Source organism: Sphingobacterium sp. UBA1897, from assembly GCF_002337775.1.
Classification (GTDB): domain Bacteria; phylum Bacteroidota; class Bacteroidia; order Sphingobacteriales; family Sphingobacteriaceae; genus Sphingobacterium; species Sphingobacterium siyangense.
In genome coordinates, this window is record NZ_DDGR01000026.1 from 40,637 (window position 1) to 66,393 (window position 25,757).

Here is a 25,757-nt window from a genome sequence, read left to right on the forward strand (position 1 = left end):
GGTGTATCGTATATTTTAAGATAAGAGATCGATAAATTTATTTATATTCAACTCAAATTGAATTTTCAGGTGCTAAGTGAATAAAACTTAGGTTGGTTGAAACAAGTAGACGATTTTTTATGATAAACAAAAATTTTGGCCTTATTCTAATGATGATAGGTATGGCAGGTACGGCGACGACCGGTTATGGACAACAGTTAACATATCCGAAGACAAATAAAGGAACCGTCGTGGATGAATTTTGGGGTGAAAAGGTTGCAGATCCTTACCGCTGGTTGGAGGATGATCGTTCAGCTGAGACAAAAAACTGGGTACAGGCAGAGAATAAAGTGACTTTTGACTATTTGAATGCAATTCCATTCCGTACAAAATTAAAAGATCAATTAACCGAAATATGGAACTATGAAAAAATAGGGACTCCGTTTAAGGAAGGTGGATATACTTATTTTTTTAAGAATAACGGCTTACAGCAACATGCTGTGCTTTATCGTAAACTAGGGGAGACGGGAGGAGAAGAAGTTTTCTTAGATCCAAATACATTCTCGAAAGATGGATCAACTTCATTGGCCGATGTTTCGTTTTCAAAGGATGGCAGCTTAGTCGCCTATTCTATTTCTGAAGGAGGATCAGACTGGCGGAAAGTCATTGTATTGAATGCCAAGGATAAGTCGCCTGTAGGTGAAACGCTAGTGGATGTCAAATTCTCTGGTATTGCATGGAAAGGAAATGATGGTTTTTATTACTCGAGTTACGATAAACCAAAGGGATCTGAACTTTCTGAAAAAACAGACCAACATAAATTATACTACCATAAACTGAAGACATCGCAAGCTACAGATAAATTGATTTTTGGCGGCCCGGCAACACCGCGACGTTATGTAGGGGCTTCATTAACAGACGATCAACGTTACTTAATTATTTCTGCTGCAAATACGACAACAGGAAATGAACTTTATTATCAGGATCTCAATCAGCCGAACGGCAAGATTGTCTGCTTACAAGATCATTTTGACGCAAATACAGGTGTCGTTGACAATATTGGGGATAGTTTCTTATTGGAGACGAACTACAAGGCTGCCAACAACCGTTTGGTAAAAGTTGATTTGAAGAATCCTGCAAAGGAGAACTGGAAAGATGTTATTCCAGAGACTGAAAATGTACTTTCGATCAGTACAGGTGGGGGCTATCTTTTTGCAAACTATTTGAAAGATGCCGTTTCGGTTGTGATTCAATACGATTATACGGGTAAAAAGATTCGGCAAATAGAATTGCCTGGTGTGGGTACGGCGAGTGGTTTTTCGGGTAAGAAAAAGGAAAAAGAAATCTATTTTGGTTTTTCAAATTACATTACACCTTCTTCAAGTTATAAGTTTGACGTAAATTCTGGTCAGTCTACACTTTATATCAAACCTAAGGTGAAATTTGATTCCGATCAGTATGAATCGAAACAGGTTTTCTACACATCCAAAGATGGTACTAAGGTTCCGATGATTATTACGTACAAAAAGGGGATTATCTTGAATGGGAAAAACCCGACGATTGTGTATGGTTATGGCGGCTTTAATATCAGCTTGACACCTGCCTTTAGTACTTCCGTTGCAGTTTGGTTGGCCAATGGTGGTGTTTATGCTGTTCCGAATTTGCGCGGAGGGGGTGAATATGGTCAGAAATGGCATGATGGCGGTAGACAATTCAACAAATTGAATGTGTTTAACGATTTTATTGCCGCGGCACATTATCTTCAGGAGAATGGTTATACATCACCCGAGTATACTGCTTTATCGGGGGGCTCAAATGGTGGCTTGCTCGTTGGAGCAACAATGACAATAGATCCCAAAGTAGCCAAGGTCGCACTGCCTGAGGTTGGTGTTTTGGACATGTTGCGTTATCATACCTTCACAGCTGGTGCAGGTTGGTCCTATGATTATGGTACGGTCAGTGATAGCAAAGAAATGTTTGATTATCTGAAAGCATATTCTCCGGTGCATAATGTGAAATCTGGGGTTTGTTACCCTGCGACGATGGTCTTTACCGGAGATCATGATGATCGGGTGGTACCGGCGCACTCCTACAAGTTTGCTTCCGAACTGCAGGCAAAGCAAGCGTGTGATAACCCAGTATTGATTCGTATTGAGACAAAAGCTGGCCACGGTGCTGGACGGTCAACAGAAGTTCTGATCAATAGTACAGTTGATAAATATGCTTTCGCGCTCTGGAATATGGGTATTAAAGAGTTAAAGTAAGTAGACAGTTTTCCAGTGCTCAAAGCATTATCTGTTGGTTCAAAGCACTGTTTGTAGAGCAATGAATAAAAAAGCCGCGATCAAGTTATTGACCGCGGCTTTTTTATTCATCGACGATTAGAATATCTTCTTATTGCCAAGTCTTTTCACCTTTTTTCATTTTTTGTAAGGTCGCTACATATTCTTCTTTTTGGGTAGCATCTGTTATAAGTGAAATTGCTTTTTCTTGCGTTTTAATTGCTTTTTCTTTTTCTCCAAGGCGATACAATATGTTTGCAAAAGTGTCTAGATACATCGGCGCATCCTTTTCTTTCTCATTGGACAATTTACTCCATTCCGCTGCTGCTTTTAAACAGGCAGGATCATTGCAGTTTTCAAAAATAGACCAAGCCATGTTGTTCAATTCCGCTGCTGTGATGGTCGAACCATATTTTGCAATATATTTATTGAAGCTATCTCTTAAGCCCGGGTAATTTTTGGTATAACCGTAATAACGTGGTTGCATTTCGAGACTTGCTTTTTCTGTATTGACAGTTGGATATTTTTGCGCCAATTCTTTTTCTATGCTTGCGAAATCAACCGTTTCCTTTGCCCGGATTTTGGTATTTACGGCGTTACTAACCAACAGCTGGGACAAGAAGTCATTTGCTTTTACTTTTTCACTGACGGCGTCAAATTTAGCAGGGTTATCTTTGATTAAATTAAAAGCCTTAGAATCGACAACATTTGCCGCCGAAAGTAGTAAACTGATATTCTCCTTTGTAAAGATTTGATCTGTAGTCAAGGACGCTAATACGACTCCTTCCGCTTTTGCCTGTGTCTCTTGATCATAAGCTTCTTTGGCTGCCATAGCCATACTTTTGGCAATGTTTACATTAGTTGGGTCGGCATTAAATTTTGCTAATAGCGTTTCATATTGTGTATTTGGATCAAGTGATTTTTGTGCTTTCGCTATAAAATCGTCCGCTTCACCGCCACCAACGATACGATGAACAAGGGTACCTTTTGAATCAAAGATCAGAAAAGTTGGGTATGCCCTAACTTTATAATCTTTGGCAAAACGGTCGGCCTCTTCGTACCATGATTTTACATCTTCATTATCATTCTTGGTTTTATCCATCTGAATTTTTGCATTGATAAACTTTGCATTGAAGAAATCACCTACTTTAGCTTGTGGGAAGATAGTACTCGACATATATTTACAAGGACCACACCAGGTTGTAAAACAGTCTACAAAAATGAATTTGTTTTCTTTAGCCGCTTTTTCTTTAATCTGACTCCAGTTGAGCCCATGCTCAAATTTGACCCCCTCGCTTTGCGCAAACAGTAGGGTAGGGATTAGAAATAGCATTAAAATCAATTTTTTCATAATGTTGGTATTTTAGATTTTTAATTTAATCGTTCGCATTAGTTGGGATAAGGTTAGTTCTCCCAAGTTTTTATTCCTTTCATCATTTTGTCCAGTGTTTCTTGATAGATAGGACGATCGTCCTCACTGGCCATTTCAATAGCTTTGTTTTGCCACTTTATGGCTTTTTCTTTTTCTCCTTTCTTATAGAGTAGGTTTGCATAGGTATCCAAGAATGCACTGCTTGGATCTTCAATGATGGATTTCTTGCTCCAGCTTAACGCGGATTCAATACATGCAGCATCGCTACTATTGTTAAAAATAGTCCAGGCAAAGGTATTTAATTGATGTGGAGTAAAATCTTCTGACGAAAGGTAATCATTGATCGTATTCTTCATGGCTACATAATTCTTCACCTGAAGGTAGTAGTGTGCTTTTATCTTCTTGAACATCGGAACGAAATCGATGTCTGGATATTTTGCAGCAAGTTCATTTTGATAACTATCCCAGTTGGGTTCATGTTTGGCATCTATTTTAATCTGAAATAATTCGTTGACGACAACATTTGCCAGAGTACGGTTGGCAATACCTGGTGACTCTAATAGAATATCAATTTTCTCTTTATTGTTGCGAATAAGATTGAAAGCTTTTGAATTGGTGAATTTGGCAGCCGCCAATAAAATATGGACATTTTCTTTTTTGAATAGTTCATCCGTGCCCAATGAATTTGCTAAGGTATTTTCTGCCTTTCGTGCTGTATTTTCATCGTAAGCGATATTTGCTGCTTTCAGCATCTGCTTGGCTGTGTAAATATCTTGAGGTCTTTTCTCGAATTTTTTTAACAGCGTGTAATACTGTGTTTCGGGATAGAGTCCATCCATCACATGACCGACAAATTCGGGAGCGTCACTTGCACCGACAATCCGGTGTACCGCTTGCCCACTGGGATTAAAGATAAGAAATGTGGGAAAGGATTGAATATTGTATTCATTGGAAATAGCACGCGCATCGGCATACCATTTTTTGACATTGGCATTGTCGGACTCTGTGGAATCCATTTGTACCCTAACACTAATGAAGTTCTGATTAATTGGCTGCCCCACCTGCTCTAAGGGAAAGATCTCATTGCTCATATATTGGCATGGGCCACACCAGGTTGCAAATAGCTCTACGAAGATAAACTTGTTCTCAGCTTGTGCCCGCTCCTTTATTTGTTTCCAACTCAACCCTTCTACAAATTTCACCCCCTTGGTCTGGGCCTGAGCCAAATTCCCGAATAAAATTGTAAGGCATAATGCGATTATACTTCTCATACTCACTCAACAAAAGATTCATAATTATGTTTAAGTTATTAAATTAATCTGAAAACAAAAACACCTCTGAAGTATTAATTTCAGAGGTGTTTTCGTGGACTGATAAATCGCTTATTTGATATTTATCTTCGATTTTAAATCTTTTGTTAGACCGTCTTTATGTAACATCAAAGAAGTTGTTTTATAACGTACAAATTCTTTTGACGCATACAAATAACCATGATAGTCATTTGTTGTGCCCCAAGAGTTTTTAACGATGTAATACTCTTTTCCGTTTTGATCTTTTACAAGACCTACGATATGCATGCCGTGGTCATCTGTAGTTTGCCAGTTGTCGAAAGCTTTTTGTCTTTCTTCCGCTGTTACTTTTAACTCTGGTTTAGGACCAACGAACATCGTTGACTTTTCCTGATCTGTCATTTCCTCGAAAGGTTTTTCTGGCACATAAGCTACACCGTTTTTCCAAGAAAAGCCTTTTTCTGATACGTCAGTTGCCCAAGCTACAGTATAGCCCTTTTGTAACGCATTGTCAATGATGTCCGTTAAATCGTTCATCTTAACATTATAGAAACGGTCGAATGACCAGTTGTCAGGAATCAACAATACGAATTGGCTATAGTATGGATGGTCAGTTACCGAAGCAATACCAACGTAATCATCCGGATTGATACCGATTACCTGATCTGCAAAAGTGCGTGGTGTATAAGATTTACCGTTGTAATCAAATTTCTCAGGTACTTCTCCAAGATAAGAATCCATCGCTGCGGTATATGCTTTCTCCCAGTTTGGCGTTAATGTTTTGCCTTTTACTACTGCTCCTAACATCGCATCCAACATATTTGTCATTTCACCAAAGTTGTTACGTGTAGTGCCGTAGTGAAGACCTGTGTAAGCAGATTGCGGCATTGTACCGTATTTACGGAATGAGTTCAAAACATCATGGAATTGACCACCTTCACCCAATGATAATCCACCATGAAGGCGTACATAAGTACGAGCTTTGTCTAAGTACGTATTGCGCGCAGTATAAATTTGGGAGATCTCAACTGGTTTTTTACCCATACGGATCATCTCTGACTCCAGGAAAGAATTACCTGAATAAGACCAACAAGTACCTGATGAACCTTGGTTTTTGATGGATGTGTTACCTAGATTGATAACTTCAGTAAATGTAAATCCAGATTTGCTATTGTCATTTTGATTTGCTTTTAGTGCATTGATCAAATTGTCCTGTGCTTGTACTTGGAACGAAGCTACGAAAAGTGAAGCAGCTAGTACAATCGTTTTATTCCAATTCATTGTTAGTATTTTGTTAATTTAGTGTGGTGCTAAATTAAATAAATTAAATTTAGTAAGGTAAATTCCTCTGTAAAATAATTGTTCTTAAAAATCTACTATTTTTTTGCTAATCTTTTGTTGGAGAATAGGATATATAAGAAATGTTAACATCAAATAGAAATGGTCAGAAATTTCTTTCTGACCATGGTGTTTTGTATCGTTTATAATTTAGCGCTGATTACCGGTGTTTTTTGTCGAACGATGACCACCGGTAGCTTGTCAATAATCACTTAATCAGCCGGTGAAGGCTTTTTTGGAAAAAGCAGCGAAGCAATGATACTCAATGCAAGTATGCTGACAATAACAATCAATGAATGTGTTGTTGTAAAACCTACTTCGGCCAACCAGTGATGCAGCAGCATCTTTAAACCAATGAAGACCAGCAAAAATGCTAAACCGACTTTGAGGTATTGGAACTTGTGGATAATATTGACCAAAAGGAAAAACATAGACCGCAATCCAAGTATGGCAAAAATATTGGAGAAAAATACAACATAGGCATCTTTGGTAACTGAGAAAATTGCAGGGATAGAATCCACAGCAAAAATCAAATCCGTAAATTCTATGACCAGTAATACAAGAAATAGTGGCGTCATATATTTCACTCCGTTCTCTACATGGAAGAAGTGCCCGCCATCTAATTTTGGTGTTACCTTAAAGTATCGGGAAGCGAATTTAACAACTGGGTGGTTCTGTGGATCTACTTCTTCTTCCTGGTTGCGGTTGATAAACATTTTTACACCTGTAAAGACCAGAAAAGCGCCAAAAACATATAGAATCCAGCCGAATTTAGCAATCAGGGTAGCGCCAAGGAAAATAAATAAGAAACGCATAATGATTGCGCCCAAAATCCCCCATACCAAAACTTTATGGTAATAGCGCTCCGGAATACCAAAAGAAGTGAATAATAATACCATCACAAAGATATTATCTACGGATAAGGCATATTCCACAACATAACCGGTGAGATATTCCAGCCCAAGATTTTTGTTGTAGAGCTCGAGACTCGCCGCTAAATCACCCGGAATGATTTTAATATCGTGGTGGTGTTTGGTAATGATTTCCTGAAGGTGGTCTAAGTCATGGATGTTGTGTAGTTCAAATCCATAGTGACGAAGAAGCCAATAGAAACCCAATGAGAATAAGACCCAGATGGCGCTCATGATGCTAGCCATCTTTAGGCTAACAGGTTTGTCGCCTTTGGAGAATAAGCCTAGATCTATTGCTAGCATAAGTGCAATAAAGATGAGGAATCCGCCAAAAAACATTAATTCGTGACTCATTTTATTTTTTTCTTTCTGTTGTATATTTTACCAGCTGCTCCAACCCCGCTTTGTATTCACTGTCGGGAAAGTTTTCCAAAATCCGGAAAGCGTCTTGTTGGTATTCCAGCATCTTGTTTGTAGCGTATTCGAGCCCTCCGCTCTGGCGGACAAAGGCAATGACTTCAGCCACTTTGTGTGCATCCTCATTATGGTTTTTAATCAAATTAATGATCCTACGCTTTTCACTTGAAGTCACTTGATTCAAGGCATAGATTAGCGGTAAGGTCATTTTCTTCTCTTTGATGTCATTGCCGAGTGGTTTACCGACATCATCTAACCCAAAGTCGAATAAATCGTCCTTGATCTGAAATGCAATTCCGATTTTTTCACCAAATTGATGGAGCTTATCTATAGTTTCCTGATCTGCATTGGAAGAAGCCGATCCACAGGCACAGCAAGACGCAATCAGCGACGCTGTTTTCTTCCGTATGACCTCAAAATAAATAGATTCTTCAATATCCAGTTTACGGGCCTTTTCGATTTGAAGCAATTCACCTTCGCTCATCTGATCCACAGCTTCCGATACAATTTTTAACAAGTGATAATCCTGATGTTTTACAGAAAGGAGCAGGCCTCTAGACAGGAGAAAATCACCCACCAAAACAGCTATTTTATTTTTCCATAATGCATTGATGGAGAAAAAACCTCTGCGTTCATAGGAATTGTCCACCACATCATCATGTACGAGTGAGGCGGTATGCAACAATTCTACGAGAGCAGCTCCTCGGTAAGTGGACTCATTAATTCCGTTGCATATACCAGCAGAAAAGAACACAAACATAGGCCGCATTTGTTTGCCTTTACGTTTGATCAGGTATTGTGTAATACGATCCAACAAGGGGACGGAGCTTTTCATTGAAGCTTTGAATTTTTTTTCAAAAGCCTCAAGTTCGTGGGCAATAGGGCGTTGGATCTCTCTTAATTTTGACATGAATTGGGGTGAAATACCAAAATAGTTAAAGCTTAAAGATAGTGATTTTGTTACAACTCTTCGACTGCTTTCTCAAGATTTTTGTACCATTCTTCACCATAGGTGCGGATGAGAGGATCCTTTAAAAATTTAAATACAGGGACCTGTAATTCTTTGCCAAATGAGCATGCATCTTTACAGATATGCCAACGGTCATAGTGAAGTACGTCGAATTCGGGATAATGTGTTGTCCTGATAGGATAGAGGTGACACGAAACGGGTTTGCGCCAATGGACTTCGCCAAGTTCGTACGCCTTTTCGATAGCGCATTTTGTAATGCCATTTTCCCAGGTCACATAGGCACATTCTTTATTCCCATCGACACAGGTGGTCGTTAGATCGCCATCAACATCGACAACATACTTCCCTTGCTCTTCAATCGCTTCAATACCTTTCTCGGTCATATAGGGTTTTACTTGGGGATAAATCTCCTCTAATATAGCCTTTTCACTCTCCAATAAAGGTGCGCCTGAATCGCCTTCAATACAACAGATTCCTTTACATTTTGATAAATTACACACAAAGTCATTGTTGATTAGATCTTCGTGCACCAATACATTTCCTACTTCAATCATTCTAATTATTTTGAGTAGCTTGCTTTTTGTCCCAATTTGTATTTTAATCCACTGGCTTCGAGTAATTCTAATGTTACCGAGCCGATGAGAATATCTACATTGGCTTTGACCGGAATACGGTTGCCATCATTGGTTACCCACAGATAAAGCTTGCTATTTTTTTTAAAGATACGTCCCGGTTTAATCTCAGGACTGAATTTGAGACATTCTAAAGTGCCTAATTCTGTTTTTATTTTTTCTATTCCAATATATTGTATGCCTAAGGTGGCAATCTCATCATTCAAAAAATAAGTCAGCTTAAAAGATTCTCCTGGTTTAACAGTCGACAGATCTAGATTACGGGCAAAATAATAGGAAGAAAGCAAGTCGAAAGTCTGATCTACCTTCGAGTTGAAAGTCCCTTTATTACCTACAACACTATTTGTCTCCTGGTTGAAGCGTACCTTATCATTCCGTCTATATCCTCCTTCACGAATGTTCTCTGTATAATAATACGGTAAAAATGTTTTGCTGTTAATATACGAGTTGTATTCATTTCTTACGGTATATATCGCAAAGGCGCCAGCTGTTTTGCCGGCAGCATATAGATGAAAGGAAGGGTTTCCAGCTCCGTCCTTGGTATCCTCAACGGTTAATGTCCCTGTTGCGGCTGAAATAAAGCCATAACGGAGTTTATATTTTAATTTCTCACCACCTTTAAATGCCGATTCTTTTAAATGCGGTAAATCTTGAGCAAAAGCAGTACTTACGATAACGGATAAGTAAAGGAGCAAAGTCGATATAAGTTTCATGTACGTAAGTTTACGAAATTTGTTTGAAAAAGAAATGTTAATTTCATTCAAATAAATTTAACTTTTGGAGTTAATGAGACCTTCATGGACGATGACTTATACTTATTTCTGAGCTGATTTATTTAGGCTGTGTTCGCTTAAATACGGGGACTGTAGAACAGGGTTCACCGTACATAATACTTTTTGCAACCTTACTTAGTTTTACCGTGAACTGTACAAATGTAGACGCTGGAATAAAAGTATCGCCACAACCTTTCACAACGACACGTTGATCCCGAAATTGTTCCATGTCAATCTGTTCAATTGCCGCAGCATACTGAATACGTAATAACTCTTCTGAATCCCCAAAAATAACTGTCGTTGCATAGGGCTCCAATTTGTTGGCCAATAACATATAAGCCCAAGTCGGAACAATGGCATCGGCAGTACACGTAATGGCGACATGTTTACCCGCGTATTGCGACCAGTCGTGTGTCTTAATGAACTCGCGGAAGTCCTTTTCTTTAAGAATCAAGCCATGGAAGAGATTATCCTTAATATCATATACTACATTGTCTGCCTTAGGATGGTAGTTGGCCAAGTCAACTGTGACTAACCCACTTTGCGCAACTTTGTTGACAATATTTGTTTGAATATCCATATTTACATCAAAAAAAAGCCGGACGATAATTCGTCCGGCTACAAATTTACTTAAAAATCTTTTAAAAGAATTTCACTCTATTGTCAATGATTTCAGCTTTGTCTTGTAATGCGCGGAAAATAGATCCCCAAGCGCGTTGTGCTTTTGCTGCAAGCATTTGTTTCTTTTGTCCGTTGATATCCGAAATAGCGGCAGGATTGGTAAAACCATTTACTTGTACAACATATACACCTGTATTACCTTCAATAGCTTTGGAAGGTTTGTTTGGCTGTAGTCCAAAAACAGTACCAACTACTTTGTTTTCTAATGCAACACCAGGGATAACTGGATTTGCGAAGACAACATTTTCAACGTGAATAGCTGCTTTACCAACTTTTTGTGCAACTTGATCAATAGAAGATGTACCTGCTAAAGCCTTGTCAAATTTATCTTTCAAGATTTTAGCTTTAACCATATTTCTTACTGCGGGTTCAATATCTTTCTTAACAGCATCCAAGGAAAGGGTTCCTTTAGGCTGTATGTCGACCAAGCTTGCTAAGATATAAGAGGTTTCAGTCTCAAATACTTTGTCTGAAATTTCACCTTTTTTAGCTTCGAAAGCCCATTTGATTAAATCACGCGGAGCTTCGGCGCCATCTAGTACATTGTCCATCGCTGTTACGCGTGAGGCTGTTTTTGCTTCTAGACCAAGTTTTTTCGCTTCCTGAGCAAAGTTTTGTGCTGTAGCTGCAGATAAGAATGCTGTTGCTTTGCTATGCGCATTGTTCAACGTTTCTTTTCCACTGTTGATCACTTTGTCAATGATGGCAACTTTAGCATATTTTGAACTACCTGATTGTTTCTCAATTTTAATGACATGGACACCATATTGTGATTTTACAACTTTGATATCGCCTGTTTTACTTTCGAAGATGGCAGTCTCAAGATCTGGTGCCATACGGCCTCTTGTTAAAGTACCCAGCTCTCCACCATTGGTTTTGCTCTCTGGATCTTTGCTGAACTGAACGGCCAATGCTGCGAAATTGTCTCCTTTTTGAATCAATCCTTTGATAGAATCTGCTTTCGCCAATGCTTTATCCATTCCACCTTCGGCAGCAGGATCCAATAGGATGTGTGATGCTTTCACAGAGTCAGGGCTTACGATCGTCGAAACAACTTTTGCGATTTCAAATGCATTGTTGTTTAAGAAAGGTCCAACTGTTGTTCCGGCAGCAACATTGAATACAACTGAATCCAAAGAAGGACTCAACTGTCCTTTTTTCACATAAGTAAACGGAAATTTGTTGTCTGAATTGATCGAAGCAAATAAAGAGTCATCTTTAGCAACGATTAAATCTTGTTTCAATTTGTTGATCGTCTCTTTTACGGCCAATGAATCTTTCGCAAGAGGTTTTGCATCCACCATTACGTATTGAATCGCACGTGTTTCCTCTTGTGTTTTGAACATACTTTTATGTTCATTATAATATTCTTGGTAATCTGCATCAGTCAATTTAGCATCAGCATCTTTAACAGAAGCGTAATCTAAAAGAATGTATTTGAAGTCTGCTAGTTTATTACGCTCTTGGTATTCTTCGTTTGCTTCCAAAGAAGTAACATATACGCTATTGGAAAGCAATTCACCATATTTGCTGCTTAAACGCTCATCTCTAACGCCTTTCAGTAGTTCTTCCCATTGTTCAGCCACTTGCTGGTTACCTGATGTGTTCATTTGGGTGATAAAAGCACGCAGTTGACTCGGGTCAAATTGTCCTGTTTGTGGGTTGGTGAAGGCTTGAACGATTTGAGGCGAAGGGTTGTTACCTTGCACTAAATCATTTAATTCGTCTTTACCGACAGTCAAACCGATTTTTTCAATTTCCTTTTTCAAGATCTCTCTTGACAAAAATTGATTCCATACTTGTTGAACAGCGTAGGTCCGCATTTGAGGGGTGACTGCACCGCCCATTTGTTGTTTGAACATTTCCTCTGTTTGTTCAACTTGCTTACTGAACGCAGGATATTCAATTTCAGTTCCGTTGACTTCCCCTACACGATTTTGATGTCTCGCCCAAAAAGGAGCTCCCCCTCGAACGACATCGCCTAGTAAAAATGCTAAAATTGCGATAGCCATAGCCGCGGTCAAGATGACACCAGCTTTGTTACGCAAAAAGCCCATTAATCCCATAGTCTGCTTATTGTGTTTATATTGTGTAAATACTTGTATTTCGTTAATTTATGCATAGCATAGCAAAATGCGGTGCAAGATACAATTTTTATAAAAAAAAACGGAATATTTTCCTTAATGTAGCAAAACAAATTTGAAAACTATTTGTATAAAGTGGAGTTTTTTGTTCTCTTTTAGTTCAAATGATTCGTTTTGAATAACTTAATCGTATAAATAAACAGTCTGGAGCCATTGTATCAGATCCATAGCTGCTTTTAAACCAAACCGTAATCTGGTTTATGGCCCACGATGAGCTATTTACCTAACGAAGGGAAGAGGTTGTTGTTGGTAATGACCGTATACCCAGTTGCATTGGCTATATTGACATGTTTAAAATCTTTGTCCGAAGTAAATGATGAACCTTGTAAGTTACCGCGATTATCTCGAAAGAATGCCGTAATGGGAACATGATTATAAAAGGTCATGTTGCTGTTGCTATCGGCCTTACTTTCGTCGTAGATAATCTCTTCTGTTTTGATGACAGAACCGTCAGCCATCGTTACCACCACATTTTTTGTAAAGGTGGTCGTCTTTTCTTTTTCCCTTCGGATGGCGTGGTCGGAAGTGATTCGCTGAGTTTCCTTTAAATTGTCATCGTAAAAGATGATTTTTATGCTTTTTGGAAATTCGTATACTTCGGTGCTATCGTGTTTGATACGCATTTCGGGCGCTGTGAGATTCGCTTTTACCCGTGTGGAATCGCTATAGATAATATCGACATGACGTGAAATGTCGACCGCCTCTTCCTTTTTCATGTTGGCAAGGCGATCCACCTCTTTGAGATCCGGTTCGCAAGAGGTCAATGAGAGCGCCCCTAGTAAAGATAATATTACTAGGGGCGATATATTTTGGAATATGGATGAAGCAAATGCCTTGCGTACCATCGTATTAATTAATCTAAAGGAGGTTTTCTAAACCAGCGGTCATTTAGGGTAAAGCCGATATTAAAGTTAATATAACGTTCACGTAGGAGGCTATTGCTAATTTTACCCATTTGGCCAAATTCTGCAGAGAAATTTATTTTAGAGAAGGCCCCTGAAAATTGATTTCTTGCCAATGGCAAACCTACGCCTACAGTAACCGCCATATCGTTGATATTTTGGTCGCTTAAGAAATATTGTGTTTTATTATACCTAAAACCAACTCTATAGTCTACTTGGTTTAAATATTTGAGCGAAGTAACATCTGGTGTTATCTGACCACCAATGGCTACGCCATAATTCTTCCGTAGTTCGTTTTCACCCGCTCTTGTCTGAAATCTTGACCAATCGGCATATTTAAAATCGGCCCCTACCAACCAGCGGTTATTACGTGCAAGGGTAATACCTACATTGTGTTTCAACGGAAGCGTCAAATGCCTGCTGCTACGGCCAGAAACATAGGTACTATCCAAAGGAATGTTTTGATTGTCTGGATCCGTTGAAGGTGTAATTCTTGTATTAAAAATTGTTGTTCTTTCTTTGATGTCATTATTTAGCGATCCTGAATAACCAACGATCAACGAATATTCTCTATTTAAAGGTTGTTCGTACTGTAATCCATAATCAAAGATAATTCCTTGGATTTCGCGCTTATTTTGTTGTTGCGTATTTAATGCTCCGGATGTAGGCAAAAACTCTGCACGGCTATAATCATTTAAGGTTCCAAATAGATAAGACATATTGGCACCAATACTCAGACCTTTTACAATGCGTACACCCCAACCTGCATAGGCTTTAGTTAAACCACCTTCGCCCGTGAATACTTTCGTATAGGGATCAGAATTGACCGTTCCAGATGAAGATGTCCGATAGCCTATATCCGAGTAGGGAAGGATACCCAAGCTGATACCACCAAATCGTTTCATTGGGAAAGTCATGGTGATGTGGCTAAAGGCAAAGTCAGCAGTATTATCGGATCTGGTCGTCGAATTTAACTGCGTGTAATTCCCGTATAAACCAGCATCAAAGGTTGTAAACTGTGTTGCAGAATAAGATGCAGGGTTGCTTGGGTTGGTATTGTATACGCCATTGATTCTCCGGATAGCGGTATTGACACCTCCCATGCCTCTATATTGTGGCAATAAATCTTCACGCATCTGACCAAGTCCAAATTGAGAATAAGGTGATGCGGATGTCGTTTTTTGTGCAAATGCGGTAGTAGAACTAGCTAAAATTCCACCTGCTAACAACAGTTGGAGTGATTTATTTCTTAGAGAGCTTGTAAAGCGTTTCTGCATGGTCAATCTATAAAATTGAGAAACTAATGTTTATTTAGTTTTAGTGAAATTTTCGAGTTATCTGACTCTTATATTAAATGTTCTTTGCTTTTAATCGCATACAAAACTATTCAATTTTTGCGAGCTTGTTAAGCCGATTTTGTTAAAAAAGGTTAAACACTTATTGTACAGTAGTTTAGAAAAACTGAAAGTAGATTATGGTAAGTGTTATGATGGCATATATGACTTCAAAAAACCATTTCTTTTTGGCATAGGTGAAATAATAAGCCATATAAATAGCGATAGAAGGGGCACAAAGTAAAAAATGAGCCTCCGTTAGTTTTTTATTCCAATAAAAAGAGACGATCGCTAGGCATAACATAAAAAACAACAGTTGAAATGACTTGCGAATATGCACGACACTTTTGAAAAAATTGTCTTTCAATACCAAAAGGAAGAGTATTAACGTAAAGATTACCGGGACGAGTACCAGATAATCGACTAATTGAATGCGAATAGCAGTAGGGAATTTGTAGGTAAACGGCAGCCAAATGGTATAAAACTGCTGCATTTTACCCATCCATAGATAGATAACCGCTAAGATGAAATAAACTGTTGCCAGGCCAAGTAAAGGGGTGATCCACTCACGCCAATTGAAGGACCTAAAAATGAGTAGGCCTATCCACAATAGGAAGAACATACTCAGAAACGGGAAGTAGATCAGACTTCCTATACCTACAATCATACCGAGATCAAACATTTCGGCTTTAACATCTGTCTGCCGATAGAGGGAGAGCAACTTGCTTAACATCCATATCGAAATAAAATTACAGATCAGGGTCGGGGACAGTACCAAAAATGGTAAAAACAAGCTGGCCAGTGACATATACATCAAAGCCACCAAAAAACTGGGTTTGCCCAGTAGGTTAAAATGGCTTGTGATGCGATTGAGTATCGTTGCTTGAAAAATCGTCAAGATCAGTGTGATAAAAACATTGGTCGAAGGAGAGAGGTTGATTAAGTTATTTTCTCCTAAAAGATTCCCCAAGGCAGGTTCAAAGATTACAGAATCAAGTTTGTCCGGAAGGTGAAGAAATATGCCTAAACATAAAACAAAACCCACGAGGGATAGAAATAAAATATTGATGGGTGAATAATTTCTAAACTGACTTATAATCATTGTATGCGATCAATAAAATGCTATTTATTCTTTTTTTCCAATTTGCTGATACGGCGATCGAGCAAGAAAAGGAAGAAAGCCAAACCTAAAAAAATGACCAACATGACCAATACAACAACGTAGATTTTACCTTCGCTACGCAATCCAGTCGCCATCTCGACATCATCTTGTGCAAATGTGCTCAAAGTCGATAAGAGTAGTAAGGCGATTGACAATGTTATTTTTTTCATTTGTTTAAAATATTATTCGTGTCGTTTTCATTGTTATACATGACTCGATACACGCTATTTGATTTATGTAATATCCTGTTTTTTATTGATTGGGCTTTACCCGATTTCTCTATGATAGAAATAGAGGATTGTATTAGCCGTTCAATTCTATGCGTTCAAATCTTTCTTTTCGAGCAAACGTACTCTATAGCGGAGTGAACAGATCCAAGCTGCAATCATTGGCCAGCCAATCATCGCTGCATAAAATGTAGGACGTAGCTCGCTGCTCATTTTTAAATCGCCAAAGGCAGCGTTTCCACCACTTCCGGGGTGAAGAGAGTCTGTCATCTTCGGTAGAATATAAAGTAGCACGATGATAATTGGAAATGCAAAGATATTGTACACAGCGGATATTTTTGCTCTTTTTTGCTCTTCTTCCAGCGCATTACGGAGTACCAAATAGGCCAGATACATCAGTGTTGCTATTGCGGAGCCATTAAGCTTCGGATCGTTTGGCCAGGGTTCTCCCCAGGTAATGTTTGCCCAAAGCATGCCTGTGGCAAGTCCAAGAAAACAAAATGTTATTCCGGTATTGACGGCTTCAATGGCCATTAAATCATACTCCTGTTTGCCCGTATTGAGGTATTTAATACTGTAAATAACGGAAACCAAGTACATAACGAACATGGCAGACCACATTGGGACATGAAAATAAACATTTCGTATGCTTTCGTGAAGGATGAATAGGCGGGGAACAGGTCCTAAAAGACCATTGATAATGACCGCACAGATAATCATTACCGCTAATATTTTCCACCATTTTTTTCTCATGGATAAATTGAATTTAGTTTGTTCTCAATTCTGACACTTAATCTCGCCAAAGGTACGGAAATAACAACAAAGAAATAGTGATGGTGATTACATTAATTGCAAGTAATACGATTATTTCTTTGCTGCTGGAAGCCCTTTCCAGGCCTTCTATTGCATTGCGAGACAGCTTGATTAATACGATTAACAGCGGAATAATGGCGGGGAAACTCAAGATGGCCATTAGGGTGCTATTGTTGCCTGCTTTGGAGCTGATCCCCGAGATCATGGTAAAAACAGTAGCAAAACTTATGCTGCCTAAGATGACCGAAATGAAGTAAAGGGTTGGATCACCGACAGGGTTTCTGAATATCGTCGAATAGACAAAATAGGCAATGATCGCCAGCAGGGTCATCATCATCATATTGTAAATGACTTTCGCTAAAATGATTGCTCTGGGATCGACCAGTGAATAATAGTAAAGTTGCCGGTTTGGGTTTTCTTGGACGAAGCTTTTGTTGATTGCATTGATCGAAGCGAAGAGCATAATGATCCAGAATAATGCATTCCAAGTAGCCGTATCAACTGATTTGAACGCTTGATAGCAAACGAAAACAGTTGATACGACATATAGTAGAATTCCGTTAATAGCATATTTTGAACGCCATTCCAGAATGATGTCTTTAAGAATTAAAGTTTTTACCTGTTGCAGCAAAGTCATATGCGGCAAAGATACAAATGTATTTTGACCTATTTTTCTACTTATGCGTTAGAAATTTTGGATTTTGCAGCATCAGTTGTATTGTCGATTTTGCTTGCCAAACTTTGAGCGGCATTATTGGCGTGGTCCAAAGCTTCTCTGCCGGCTTCTTTTGCTTTGTTTTTCAATGCATCTGCATCATCTGAAGCTCTACTGAACGCTGCTTGTGCCTTTGATTTCAAATGGTCTAGTTCAGCCGAAGCTCTGTTGGCTAGTTTTTGTGCCTTTTTAGCTTCTTTTTTTGAAAGATCTTTCAATGACTTAGTTAAGCTTTTAATGCCATCATTTGCACGATCTAATTGTTTTTTTCCATCATCAGTTCCTAAAAGATACCATGCAGCAGCTCCCGCAGCTAATCCTACCAAAGCAAATGCCACTAATCCATTTTTGCTATTTTTCATAATTCTTCTATTTTGTTATATATTCAAATGATAATCAAGTATGATACCAAATGAACAATCACAGGGTGAATTTGTTTAAAAAGAATCAATAATTAACAAAATTTTACATATCAATTTTCTGCTGCTTTGACTGCAGATTATACAGATGCTGATAGAGACCGCTTTCTTTTTGGAGCAGTTCAAAGTGAGTACCGCTTTCAGATACGATTCCATTTTCGACAACGATAATTTTATCGGCATCAACAATGGTCGATAGTCGGTGTGCAATAATGATCGAGGTGCGTCCACGCATTAATTCCTCCAATGCCTCCTGTACCTGTCTTTCTGACTCTGAGTCTAAGGAAGAGGTGGCTTCGTCCAGAATAAGAATTGCAGGGTCTTTTAAAAGTGCACGGGCAATGGCAATGCGCTGGCGCTGACCACCGGAGAGTTTAACGCCACGTTCACCAACAATGGTGTCATAGCCTTCAGGGAAATTTAAAATAAATTGGTGCGCGTTGGCACGTCTCGCAGCTGCTATAATTTCATCTTCTGTAGCCTCGAGCTTACCATAAGCTATATTTTCACGGATTGTCCCGCCAAATAACAAAACATCCTGTGGTACGATAGCGACCTGGTTGCGGATATCACAAAGCTCAAAATCGGATGCAGGTCTGTCGTCGTAACTTACTTCCCCTTTTTTTGCTGTGTAGAATTGTAGAATCAATGAAGCTATCGTTGATTTCCCGGTTCCACTTGGGCCAACTATAGCGATTTTATCACCCGCATTGGCTGTAAAGTTGATGTCTTTCAGGATTTCAATATCGGGACGGCTTGGGTAGGCAAAGGAAACATGGTTGAAGCTTAGTTTACCGGTCATGGTTTTGTGGACTTCCTTGCAAGTTGGTTTCACATTAAGGTTTTCTTGTGGCTCATCCAAAATTTCCAAAATCCGTTCACTCGCTCCCAAAGAGCGTTGGATATTAGCGTATAGCTCCGGAAAACTACCCATAGAACCTGCTACAAACATCGAATATAGAATATAGGTCGTTAGGTCGCCTACTGTCATTTCATGGATAGAAACTAATGCAGCTCCATACCAAATGACAGCGATCACAGCTCCGAAAATACAGAAGATAATAAAAGAGGCAAAAGCACCTCGGAAGGTAGCTCCTTTGACCGCTAATTTCACGACCGAATCCATCTGATTACTGTAACGGTTGAATTCGAAATATTCATTCACAAAGGCTTTTACATTGCTTATCCCCAACAATGTTTCCTGGACAATACTATTTGACTCGGCCATTTTATCCTGTGCCTGTCTGGATAATTCGCGGATGAATTTTCCGAAAATAATAGCAGCCACAACAATGATCGGTAAAATACAAAGGTTCATGAGCGCAAGTTTGGGAGATACCCAAACCAAAAGGAATACACCGAAACAAAGACTAATCAACTGTCTTAAGATTTCAGCCAATGTTGTTGTTAACGTATCCTGAATCTGTGAAAGGTCTGCAGACAAGCGGCTGTTTAATTCCCCGACACGGCGATTGGCGAAAAATTCGATTGGTAATGAAATGAGTTTGAGGTAGGTGTCCTTGCGTAATGCGGATAGCGTACGTTCTGCAATCTCAACAAAAATGCGTATACGAAAAAAAGAGACGACTGATAGAAAAGACAGAATAATAAAGGCAATTCCACCAATATAATAGACGTGTGGTGCAAGCCAGGGATAAGTTTGCTTGCCTTGCGCAGCATCAATCATGGCACCAAGCAAAGCTGGAAAGGCGAGCATGGCCAAACTGGATAATACCAAGAAAAACATGCCGACCCCAAATTTAAACCGATAAGGTTTTAAATAGGTCATCAATTTAGATGCTCTCAATAGGAGCTCCTTATTCAATTTTGGTTTTGGTAGATCTTCTTCTTGTTTATTACCGCTGTTGAATCCTCTTGCCATATCCGCTACTTCAAATTTTGTTGCGAGGACAAATGTAAAGAGATTAAAAATATTTTGCTATCATACTTTAGTCAATTTTTGAATAGAATCGTACTTTTTCTGATTTAAACAGCAGTTTTAAGTGGCTTGTCGTTGTGCAGATGTCTATTGCTGTGGCGTTTTATCCTAAATTTTGTTGTTTTGAAGCTGTTTGTTGCGCTTTAAATTTATAGAGTACATATCCTAATACGGCGATAACAAGTAAAGCGATATAGAGGAGGATGTTGCTTAGCGGTAAATTTTCGGATGTTTTCTCTCCCTGTGCCCGCAGCTTTTCGTTTTCTTTTTGAAGTTTACTTATGGTACCAATATAGGCTGAGACCTGCTTGTCGTAATCTGTTGCCAATTGTTGGTATTTATCTTTCTCAAAATCTTTGATTTTCAATAGTTTTTGGGTTTCCAGGAAAATGTTGTTATCTGTGATGACGATATCTTTAAGGATATCGATGCTCTTTTGCATGTCACCTTTCGATTTGAAAAGACCAAAAAGTCCTGTTTTTTGTGTGAGGCTCGTGTCATAAGCCCCGAATTTCTGTTGACGGGCATCGAGTAGGTCATTTACACGGCTTCGTTGTACCTCAAAAGAGCTGGAGTCTGGGTTGTTTTGCGACTTGGCCTGTTCAAAGAAGCAAAAAAGAACGGTGATTGGAAGTAGGAATCTTAAGAATTTCATCATGTATTTGGACGATCTATTTATCAAATGTTTAGTTTAAACTAACGTTCATGGTAAAATTTTATTTTGCCATAAAGCTACATCTACAAGTTTAGCCCTATGATCAGTTTGACCAAGGAAAAAAATGGAGCGAAAGCATTACAGATGAATTTATGAAATTAATCTTTAAATTCTATACGAATTACATTGGAATCGTCATCGTGAAGTCCGAGTAGCTGGCTTGCATTACCTTTATTGATGGCGATTTCAAGGTAGTTGGAAATACCAAATAAACAAAGTTTCTCGCCTTCTCCTACTTCGTTGTAATGCCAGGAAAGGTTGGTAATGGTTTCATTGCGTTTGAAATAAAGGACAAAATGACGTCCTTTTTGAACTTTATTGAATAGATCTTTCGAGATGTTGGTAATGGCATTGCCGAAAGCATCCACATAAATGACGTTGCCTCGGATCATGTCTTTATCAAAGATAGGCTGCAAAGTTACTTTTTCGATGAGCTGTTGCATTGAAGTTCCGATTTCTTTCAGTTTGCCTCCCTTGGCAATATGACAGGCGGATTTAGAAAGGATATCTGCGAGCGGAAAGTGAAGATACCGAAGGTCTTGCATTAAGTTGAGCTCATAGAGTTCCTGAGGTTCATTGCCATTCAGCAATAGACTGAAAATACCATTGTCGGCACCGACGAAATAATGATCGTTGTATTTCATGCCGATATATTTCGACTCTTCATGAAACAGGGTGTTAATTCCGATAATGTGTACGGTTCCTTTAGGAAAATAATGATAAGCGTTACCTAATACAAAGGCCGCCCGAGGGATGTTGAATGCTGGAATTTCGTGGGTAATATCAACAATATTGGCACCGGACAGCTGCGATAAAAGACTACCTTTTAACGCGGCTTGATAAAAATCTTTGTGTCCTAAGTCTGTTGTTAATGTAATTACTGCCATTATAATCTAAATCCTAGATCGAATTGCTGTCGAATTCCCTTAAATATACCCTTAAATTTATCTAAATAGTGGACAAAATTACCATTTATCAGATGATTTATAAAGCTAATTGGATAACTTATTTTGAATCTGTCTTTTTTCGATTGATATACACAAACATAGCGAAGATTTTATGTATAATGAAATCTTTGTGCCCCTTTGTGGGCTGTCTCCATAAGCTTCTAAATCATCGTCGTTTGTACGCTGTATCTTCTTGGTTGTTTCGTTAGAATACGTTAATTTTGAATAGTATTATACAGGAACGATATTGTGTAATGGCTACAATCTAATTAATTCTAAATAGGATAAAATTTGAACGAATTACTAATTGCATTAGATGGTCTGAATTTGCCCATATTATGGGGAGCAGACAATGAGCACTTCGATTATTTGAAGAAGCAATTCCCAAAACTGCGGATTGTAGCTCGCGGAAGTGAAATGAAGGTGTTGGGAGACGCGAAGGAATTAGATCTGTTTGAGCAATCGTTTAAGGAAGTCATGGCTCATCTGGAGAAATTTAACAACATTACTTTATTGGATTTTGAAAATCTCCTTGGAGCAAGTGCAGGTTCTGCTGTCCAACAAGAAAAAGAACTTGCGGCCAAACATGCAGCCTTTGGATCCGAACCGATCGTATATGGACCTAATGGTCTTATTGTTCGTGCACGTACGGCCAACCAGCGGAAGATGGTGGATAGTATTTCGAAAAATGACATCTTATTTGCTATCGGACCGGCGGGTACAGGAAAGACCTATACGGCGGTTGCATTAGCTGTTCGAGCACTTCGAAATAAAGAAATCAAAAGGATCATTCTAACGAGACCAGCCGTAGAGGCCGGCGAAAATCTCGGTTTTTTACCTGGCGACTTAAAGGAGAAGGTAGATCCCTATTTGAGACCGCTCTACGATGCATTGGACGATATGATTCCAGCAGAGAAGTTAAAAGGTTATCTGGAAAATCGGACCATTGAGGTCGCTCCTTTGGCATTTATGCGTGGGCGAACACTTGACAACTGCTTTGTGATTCTGGACGAAGCTCAGAATGCAACGGATATGCAGCTGAAGATGTTTTTGACACGTATGGGGCCGACGGCAAAATTTATCGTTACAGGTGATATGACACAGGTAGATTTACCGAAAAAAAATCAATCTGGATTGTCTACTTCGATTCGTTTATTGGAGAATATCGAAGGAATAGACATTATCCACCTCAGCGGTGGAGATGTGGTTCGCCATAAATTGGTTCGCCGCATCCTCGAAGCGTATGGTGATATTTAATATTAAAAGACAAATCGAGCCGAGCGAGCTCTTAAATAAATGCGCTGCATTTATGAATGTCATTAAACGCAGTCATAAATGAACAATTACTTACATTTGAATTTTACTTTGAACATGAATGCTATAAAAGAAACAAATTTCAATTTCGAAAATCAGACTGCTTTTTACCGAGGAAAAGTACGTGACGTGTATACGATTGCCGATACTTATTTGGCGATGGTTGCCTCAGATCGTATTTCGGCATTTGATGTGGTACTTCCACGTCCTATACCCTATAAAGGGCAGGTGTTGAATCAAATTGCAGCCAAATTTTTAAAGGCTACGGCTGATATTATTCCAAATTGGGTCGTATCTGTTCCGGATCCAAGTGTAACTATCGGTCAAATGTGTGAGCCGTTTAAAGTAGAAATGGTTATTCGGGGTTACTTGTCGGGACACGCTTGGCGTGAATATGCTGCAGGCAAACGTGAAGTATGTGGTGAGGCATTGCTAGAAGGACTGAAAGAAAATGACAAATTGCCTGAGCCAATTATTACACCGACAACAAAGGCTGCTGTTGGACATGATGAAGATATCTCACGTGCCGATATCTTGAAAAAGGGTATCGTAAGCGAGGAAGATTATATTCAATTGGAGCAATATACCAAAGCATTGTTCCAAAGAGGTACTGAAATTGCTGCGCAAAGAGGGCTAATTTTGGTGGATACAAAATATGAGTTTGGAAAAAAAGATGGAAAAATTGTGTTGATCGATGAGATTCATACACCAGATTCTTCCCGTTATTTTTATGCAGAAGGCTATCAGGAACGCCAGGAAAAAGGTGAGTCACAAAAGCAATTGTCGAAGGAGTTTGTTCGCAAATGGTTAATTGAAAACGGCTTCCAAGGGAAAGACGGTCAGGTCGTTCCGGAGATGACCGATGAGATCGTGGCTTCCATTTCTGAACGTTATATTGAGCTATACGAGCATATCGTCGGAGAGAAGTTTGTGTACCCAGATCAGGAAAACGTACTGGAACGTGTGGAAAGAAATGTGGCAAACGCCTTGAAAACGCTAAATTATTAGTACATTGTATCCTCAAACAAAGGAGATAGACTAATGAAGTATACCATTGATAAGCACGATCGCTATATTGTCATAGAACCTCATGTCGATGTGATTGACGCGGATAACGCCGCTAAACTCAAAGGGGAGTTTTTGTTGCGGAATACGATTGGACAACGGAATATTGTTTTGGATATGATCCACGTTAAGCAAACGGACGAGGTAGGTATCCGTTTAGGCGTGCTTGCCCATCGTTTATGTCAGTCTGTTGGTGGCATATTTATTTTGGTTAATCTTTGTCCAACGTTAATGGATATGGTTCGTGTATCGCATTTGGATAAATCGCTGAAAATAGCACCATCATTAAAGGTTGCGGAGGATTTAATCTTTGCGCACGAATTGGAATCTGAGTATCGGGGGACTATTGAGGATTAATATGAAGTTTGAAGTTCTGATATTGGGAAATAGTTCGGCAACGCCGATGTTTGATCGTCATCCGACTAGCCAAGTGTTGAACTTTAATGAGCAATTGTTTTTGATCGACTGTGGAGAAGGCACACAAATGCAACTTAGCCGATACGGCATCAAAAGCAATCGCATAGGACATATATTTATTAGCCATTTGCATGGGGATCATTATTTGGGCTTGGTGGGGCTGCTTTCATCGATGCACCTTGTCGGCCGAAAAAGTGATCTCCATTTGTATGGCCCACCTGCGTTAAAGGAAATTTTAGACGTGCAGTTTTTGCATTCCGAGACTATCTTACGCTATAATCTTGTTTTTCATCCGATTTCACCCGAACAGCCTGGCGTTATTTTTGAAAACAGAACATTAAAAGTAAGTGCTTTTCCATTAAAGCACCGTATCGCCTGCACCGGCTTTCGTTTTGATGAGGGACCCCGCGCGCGAACATTGCTGGGCGATGTCGTGCAGGAATTAAATATACCGACCGCCTATTTTCCGATGATCAAAAAAGGATTTGATTACGTCGATGAAAGTGGTACAGTGTATCGTGCAGACGATCTGAGCCTTCCTGCCCCCTTATCGCGCAGTTATGTGTATTGTTCGGATACCGTACGGACGCCAGAATATCTGCCTTATGTGCAAAAGGCTAATCTGATGTATCATGAGTCTACATTCTTGCACGATATGGTCGATCGCGCAAAAGAGACGTTTCACACAACAGCGCTGGAAGCTGGAGAGATCGCCCAGGAAACTCACGCAAAGAAGTTGCTATTAGGTCATTATTCAGCTCGGTACAGAGACTTAAATCCCCTATTGGAAGAAGCGAGAACTGTATTCCCAAATACGGAACTCTCTGTGGAAGGTAGATGGTTTTCCGTTTAGTTTTTTTGATTTTCCCTTATATTCCAGCGATTAACGGGTAAAGACTAATGAAATAGCGATAAAGGAGAAGTAACAGGACCCCAAAACGAATAGATACAAGCAAACTACCAGGTAGAACAAGCTGATAAATGTAACTGAAGATCCAAT

The 25,757-nt window shown here is 39.2% G+C and carries 24 protein-coding genes; 5 read left to right on the top strand and 19 right to left on the bottom strand.

The genetic code is table 11. The annotated features are described in order from the left end of the window. The first annotated feature begins 119 nt into the window (after positions 1–119). On the top strand, positions 120–2,243 hold the full coding sequence (locus B4N43_RS16995) for a prolyl oligopeptidase family serine peptidase (RefSeq protein WP_286735728.1): 2,124 nt from the start codon (positions 120–122) through the stop codon (positions 2,241–2,243). A 130-nt stretch (positions 2,244–2,373) separates the two neighbouring features. On the opposite strand, the gene B4N43_RS17000 is transcribed toward B4N43_RS16995, so the two are convergent. The 19 genes from B4N43_RS17000 to B4N43_RS17090 all read right to left on the bottom strand — a co-directional run bounded on the left by B4N43_RS17000 (position 2,374) and on the right by B4N43_RS17090 (position 21,901). Next, positions 2,374–3,612 carry a thioredoxin family protein gene (locus B4N43_RS17000; protein ID WP_120333596.1) on the bottom strand — a complete coding sequence of 413 codons (1,239 nt, stop codon included), beginning with the start codon at positions 3,610–3,612 and terminating at the stop codon, positions 2,374–2,376. A 53-nt stretch (positions 3,613–3,665) separates the two neighbouring features. Then, positions 3,666–4,904 carry a thioredoxin family protein gene (locus B4N43_RS17005; protein ID WP_088160162.1) on the bottom strand — a complete coding sequence of 413 codons (1,239 nt, stop codon included), beginning with the start codon at positions 4,902–4,904 and terminating at the stop codon, positions 3,666–3,668. A gap of 111 nt (positions 4,905–5,015) precedes the next feature. After that, positions 5,016–6,203 carry an aminopeptidase C gene (locus B4N43_RS17010; protein ID WP_286735729.1) on the bottom strand — a complete coding sequence of 396 codons (1,188 nt, stop codon included), beginning with the start codon at positions 6,201–6,203 and terminating at the stop codon, positions 5,016–5,018. Positions 6,204–6,472: 269 nt separating this feature from the next. After that, a complete protein-coding gene (locus B4N43_RS17015; protein WP_075990971.1) occupies positions 6,473–7,525 on the bottom strand; it encodes a TerC family protein in 1,053 nt (350 codons plus the stop codon). Between the two features lies 1 nt (position 7,526). Then, positions 7,527–8,498, bottom strand: a complete 972-nt coding sequence (locus B4N43_RS17020; RefSeq protein ID WP_088160164.1) for a polyprenyl synthetase family protein — start codon at positions 8,496–8,498, stop codon at positions 7,527–7,529. A 50-nt stretch (positions 8,499–8,548) separates the two neighbouring features. Then, the gene (locus B4N43_RS17025; RefSeq protein WP_286735730.1) at positions 8,549–9,112 is read right to left on the bottom strand and encodes a DUF3109 family protein; all 564 of its coding nucleotides are present in this window, start codon (positions 9,110–9,112) and stop codon (positions 8,549–8,551) included. A gap of 5 nt (positions 9,113–9,117) precedes the next feature. Then, positions 9,118–9,903: a DUF3108 domain-containing protein gene (locus B4N43_RS17030; RefSeq protein WP_070563318.1), complete on the bottom strand. Its 786-nt coding sequence runs from the start codon at positions 9,901–9,903 to the stop codon at positions 9,118–9,120. Between the two features lie 118 nt (positions 9,904–10,021). After that, the gene (locus B4N43_RS17035; protein WP_286735731.1) at positions 10,022–10,543 is read right to left on the bottom strand and encodes a DUF2480 family protein; all 522 of its coding nucleotides are present in this window, start codon (positions 10,541–10,543) and stop codon (positions 10,022–10,024) included. A gap of 61 nt (positions 10,544–10,604) precedes the next feature. After that, a complete protein-coding gene (locus B4N43_RS17040; protein WP_145328925.1) occupies positions 10,605–12,710 on the bottom strand; it encodes a peptidylprolyl isomerase in 2,106 nt (701 codons plus the stop codon). A 293-nt stretch (positions 12,711–13,003) separates the two neighbouring features. Beyond that, entirely contained in the window at positions 13,004–13,633 is a 630-nt protein-coding gene (gene lptC / locus B4N43_RS17045) for an LPS export ABC transporter periplasmic protein LptC (RefSeq protein ID WP_075990975.1), read from the bottom strand. A gap of 8 nt (positions 13,634–13,641) precedes the next feature. Next, complete coding sequence (locus B4N43_RS17050; RefSeq protein ID WP_088160166.1) at positions 13,642–14,967, bottom strand: hypothetical protein; 1,326 nt, start codon at positions 14,965–14,967, stop codon at positions 13,642–13,644. 175 nt (positions 14,968–15,142) lie between these two features. Continuing rightward, entirely contained in the window at positions 15,143–16,126 is a 984-nt protein-coding gene (locus tag B4N43_RS17055; protein ID WP_286735732.1) for a DUF6427 family protein, read from the bottom strand. A gap of 20 nt (positions 16,127–16,146) precedes the next feature. Next, positions 16,147–16,356, bottom strand: a complete 210-nt coding sequence (locus tag B4N43_RS17060) for a CcmD family protein (RefSeq protein WP_046672332.1) — start codon at positions 16,354–16,356, stop codon at positions 16,147–16,149. 147 nt (positions 16,357–16,503) lie between these two features. Beyond that, positions 16,504–17,166, bottom strand: coding sequence for a cytochrome c biogenesis protein (gene ccsA, locus B4N43_RS17065; protein ID WP_046672333.1), 663 nt, complete (start codon positions 17,164–17,166; stop codon positions 16,504–16,506). A gap of 37 nt (positions 17,167–17,203) precedes the next feature. Beyond that, a complete protein-coding gene (locus tag B4N43_RS17070) occupies positions 17,204–17,863 on the bottom strand; it encodes a heme exporter protein CcmB (protein WP_046672334.1) in 660 nt (219 codons plus the stop codon). 41 nt (positions 17,864–17,904) lie between these two features. After that, the gene (locus B4N43_RS17075; protein ID WP_286735733.1) at positions 17,905–18,303 is read right to left on the bottom strand and encodes a hypothetical protein; all 399 of its coding nucleotides are present in this window, start codon (positions 18,301–18,303) and stop codon (positions 17,905–17,907) included. 103 nt (positions 18,304–18,406) lie between these two features. Further along, a complete protein-coding gene (locus tag B4N43_RS17080; protein WP_088160169.1) occupies positions 18,407–20,242 on the bottom strand; it encodes an ABC transporter ATP-binding protein in 1,836 nt (611 codons plus the stop codon). 160 nt (positions 20,243–20,402) lie between these two features. After that, entirely contained in the window at positions 20,403–20,957 is a 555-nt protein-coding gene (locus B4N43_RS17085) for a hypothetical protein (RefSeq protein WP_286735735.1), read from the bottom strand. A 155-nt stretch (positions 20,958–21,112) separates the two neighbouring features. Beyond that, the gene (locus B4N43_RS17090) at positions 21,113–21,901 is read right to left on the bottom strand and encodes an SAM hydrolase/SAM-dependent halogenase family protein (protein WP_046672337.1); all 789 of its coding nucleotides are present in this window, start codon (positions 21,899–21,901) and stop codon (positions 21,113–21,115) included. Positions 21,902–22,252: 351 nt separating this feature from the next. Between B4N43_RS17090 and B4N43_RS17095 the strand changes: the two genes are divergently transcribed. From B4N43_RS17095 to B4N43_RS17110, 4 genes are all read left to right on the top strand, one after another. Then, positions 22,253–23,218, top strand: coding sequence for a PhoH family protein (locus tag B4N43_RS17095; RefSeq protein WP_046672338.1), 966 nt, complete (start codon positions 22,253–22,255; stop codon positions 23,216–23,218). Positions 23,219–23,332: 114 nt separating this feature from the next. After that, a complete protein-coding gene (locus tag B4N43_RS17100; RefSeq protein ID WP_286735835.1) occupies positions 23,333–24,283 on the top strand; it encodes a phosphoribosylaminoimidazolesuccinocarboxamide synthase in 951 nt (316 codons plus the stop codon). Positions 24,284–24,316: 33 nt separating this feature from the next. After that, positions 24,317–24,697 carry an STAS domain-containing protein gene (locus tag B4N43_RS17105; protein WP_075990983.1) on the top strand — a complete coding sequence of 127 codons (381 nt, stop codon included), beginning with the start codon at positions 24,317–24,319 and terminating at the stop codon, positions 24,695–24,697. 1 nt (position 24,698) lies between these two features. Continuing rightward, the gene (locus B4N43_RS17110) at positions 24,699–25,610 is read left to right on the top strand and encodes a ribonuclease Z (RefSeq protein ID WP_201666451.1); all 912 of its coding nucleotides are present in this window, start codon (positions 24,699–24,701) and stop codon (positions 25,608–25,610) included. The last annotated feature ends 147 nt before the right edge of the window (positions 25,611–25,757 follow it).

Excerpts from the sequence above, each read along its gene's own strand:
- B4N43_RS17080 (WP_088160169.1), bottom strand. The coding sequence starts at position 20,242 with ATGGCAAGAGGATTCAACAGCGGTAATAAACAAGAAGAAGATCTACCA.
- B4N43_RS17040 (WP_145328925.1), bottom strand. The coding sequence starts at position 12,710 with ATGGGATTAATGGGCTTTTTGCGTAACAAAGCTGGTGTCATCTTGACC.
- B4N43_RS17100 (WP_286735835.1), top strand. The coding sequence starts at position 23,333 with ATGAATGCTATAAAAGAAACAAATTTCAATTTCGAAAATCAGACTGCT.
- B4N43_RS17015 (WP_075990971.1), bottom strand. The coding sequence starts at position 7,525 with ATGAGTCACGAATTAATGTTTTTTGGCGGATTCCTCATCTTTATTGCA.
- B4N43_RS17055 (WP_286735732.1), bottom strand. The coding sequence starts at position 16,126 with ATGATTATAAGTCAGTTTAGAAATTATTCACCCATCAATATTTTATTT.
- lptC (WP_075990975.1), bottom strand. The coding sequence starts at position 13,633 with ATGGTACGCAAGGCATTTGCTTCATCCATATTCCAAAATATATCGCCC.
- B4N43_RS17010 (WP_286735729.1), bottom strand. The coding sequence starts at position 6,203 with ATGAATTGGAATAAAACGATTGTACTAGCTGCTTCACTTTTCGTAGCT.
- B4N43_RS17070 (WP_046672334.1), bottom strand. The coding sequence starts at position 17,863 with ATGACTTTGCTGCAACAGGTAAAAACTTTAATTCTTAAAGACATCATT.
- ccsA (WP_046672333.1), bottom strand. The coding sequence starts at position 17,166 with ATGAGAAAAAAATGGTGGAAAATATTAGCGGTAATGATTATCTGTGCG.
- B4N43_RS17105 (WP_075990983.1), top strand. The coding sequence starts at position 24,317 with ATGAAGTATACCATTGATAAGCACGATCGCTATATTGTCATAGAACCT.
- B4N43_RS17035 (WP_286735731.1), bottom strand. The coding sequence starts at position 10,543 with ATGGATATTCAAACAAATATTGTCAACAAAGTTGCGCAAAGTGGGTTA.
- B4N43_RS17050 (WP_088160166.1), bottom strand. The coding sequence starts at position 14,967 with ATGCAGAAACGCTTTACAAGCTCTCTAAGAAATAAATCACTCCAACTG.
- B4N43_RS16995 (WP_286735728.1), top strand. The coding sequence starts at position 120 with ATGATAAACAAAAATTTTGGCCTTATTCTAATGATGATAGGTATGGCA.
- B4N43_RS17005 (WP_088160162.1), bottom strand. The coding sequence starts at position 4,904 with ATGAGAAGTATAATCGCATTATGCCTTACAATTTTATTCGGGAATTTG.
- B4N43_RS17000 (WP_120333596.1), bottom strand. The coding sequence starts at position 3,612 with ATGAAAAAATTGATTTTAATGCTATTTCTAATCCCTACCCTACTGTTT.
- B4N43_RS17085 (WP_286735735.1), bottom strand. The coding sequence starts at position 20,957 with ATGATGAAATTCTTAAGATTCCTACTTCCAATCACCGTTCTTTTTTGC.
- B4N43_RS17060 (WP_046672332.1), bottom strand. The coding sequence starts at position 16,356 with ATGAAAAAAATAACATTGTCAATCGCCTTACTACTCTTATCGACTTTG.
- B4N43_RS17030 (WP_070563318.1), bottom strand. The coding sequence starts at position 9,903 with ATGAAACTTATATCGACTTTGCTCCTTTACTTATCCGTTATCGTAAGT.
- B4N43_RS17110 (WP_201666451.1), top strand. The coding sequence starts at position 24,699 with ATGAAGTTTGAAGTTCTGATATTGGGAAATAGTTCGGCAACGCCGATG.
- B4N43_RS17075 (WP_286735733.1), bottom strand. The coding sequence starts at position 18,303 with ATGAAAAATAGCAAAAATGGATTAGTGGCATTTGCTTTGGTAGGATTA.
- B4N43_RS17020 (WP_088160164.1), bottom strand. The coding sequence starts at position 8,498 with ATGTCAAAATTAAGAGAGATCCAACGCCCTATTGCCCACGAACTTGAG.
- B4N43_RS17090 (WP_046672337.1), bottom strand. The coding sequence starts at position 21,901 with ATGGCAGTAATTACATTAACAACAGACTTAGGACACAAAGATTTTTAT.
- B4N43_RS17025 (WP_286735730.1), bottom strand. The coding sequence starts at position 9,112 with ATGATTGAAGTAGGAAATGTATTGGTGCACGAAGATCTAATCAACAAT.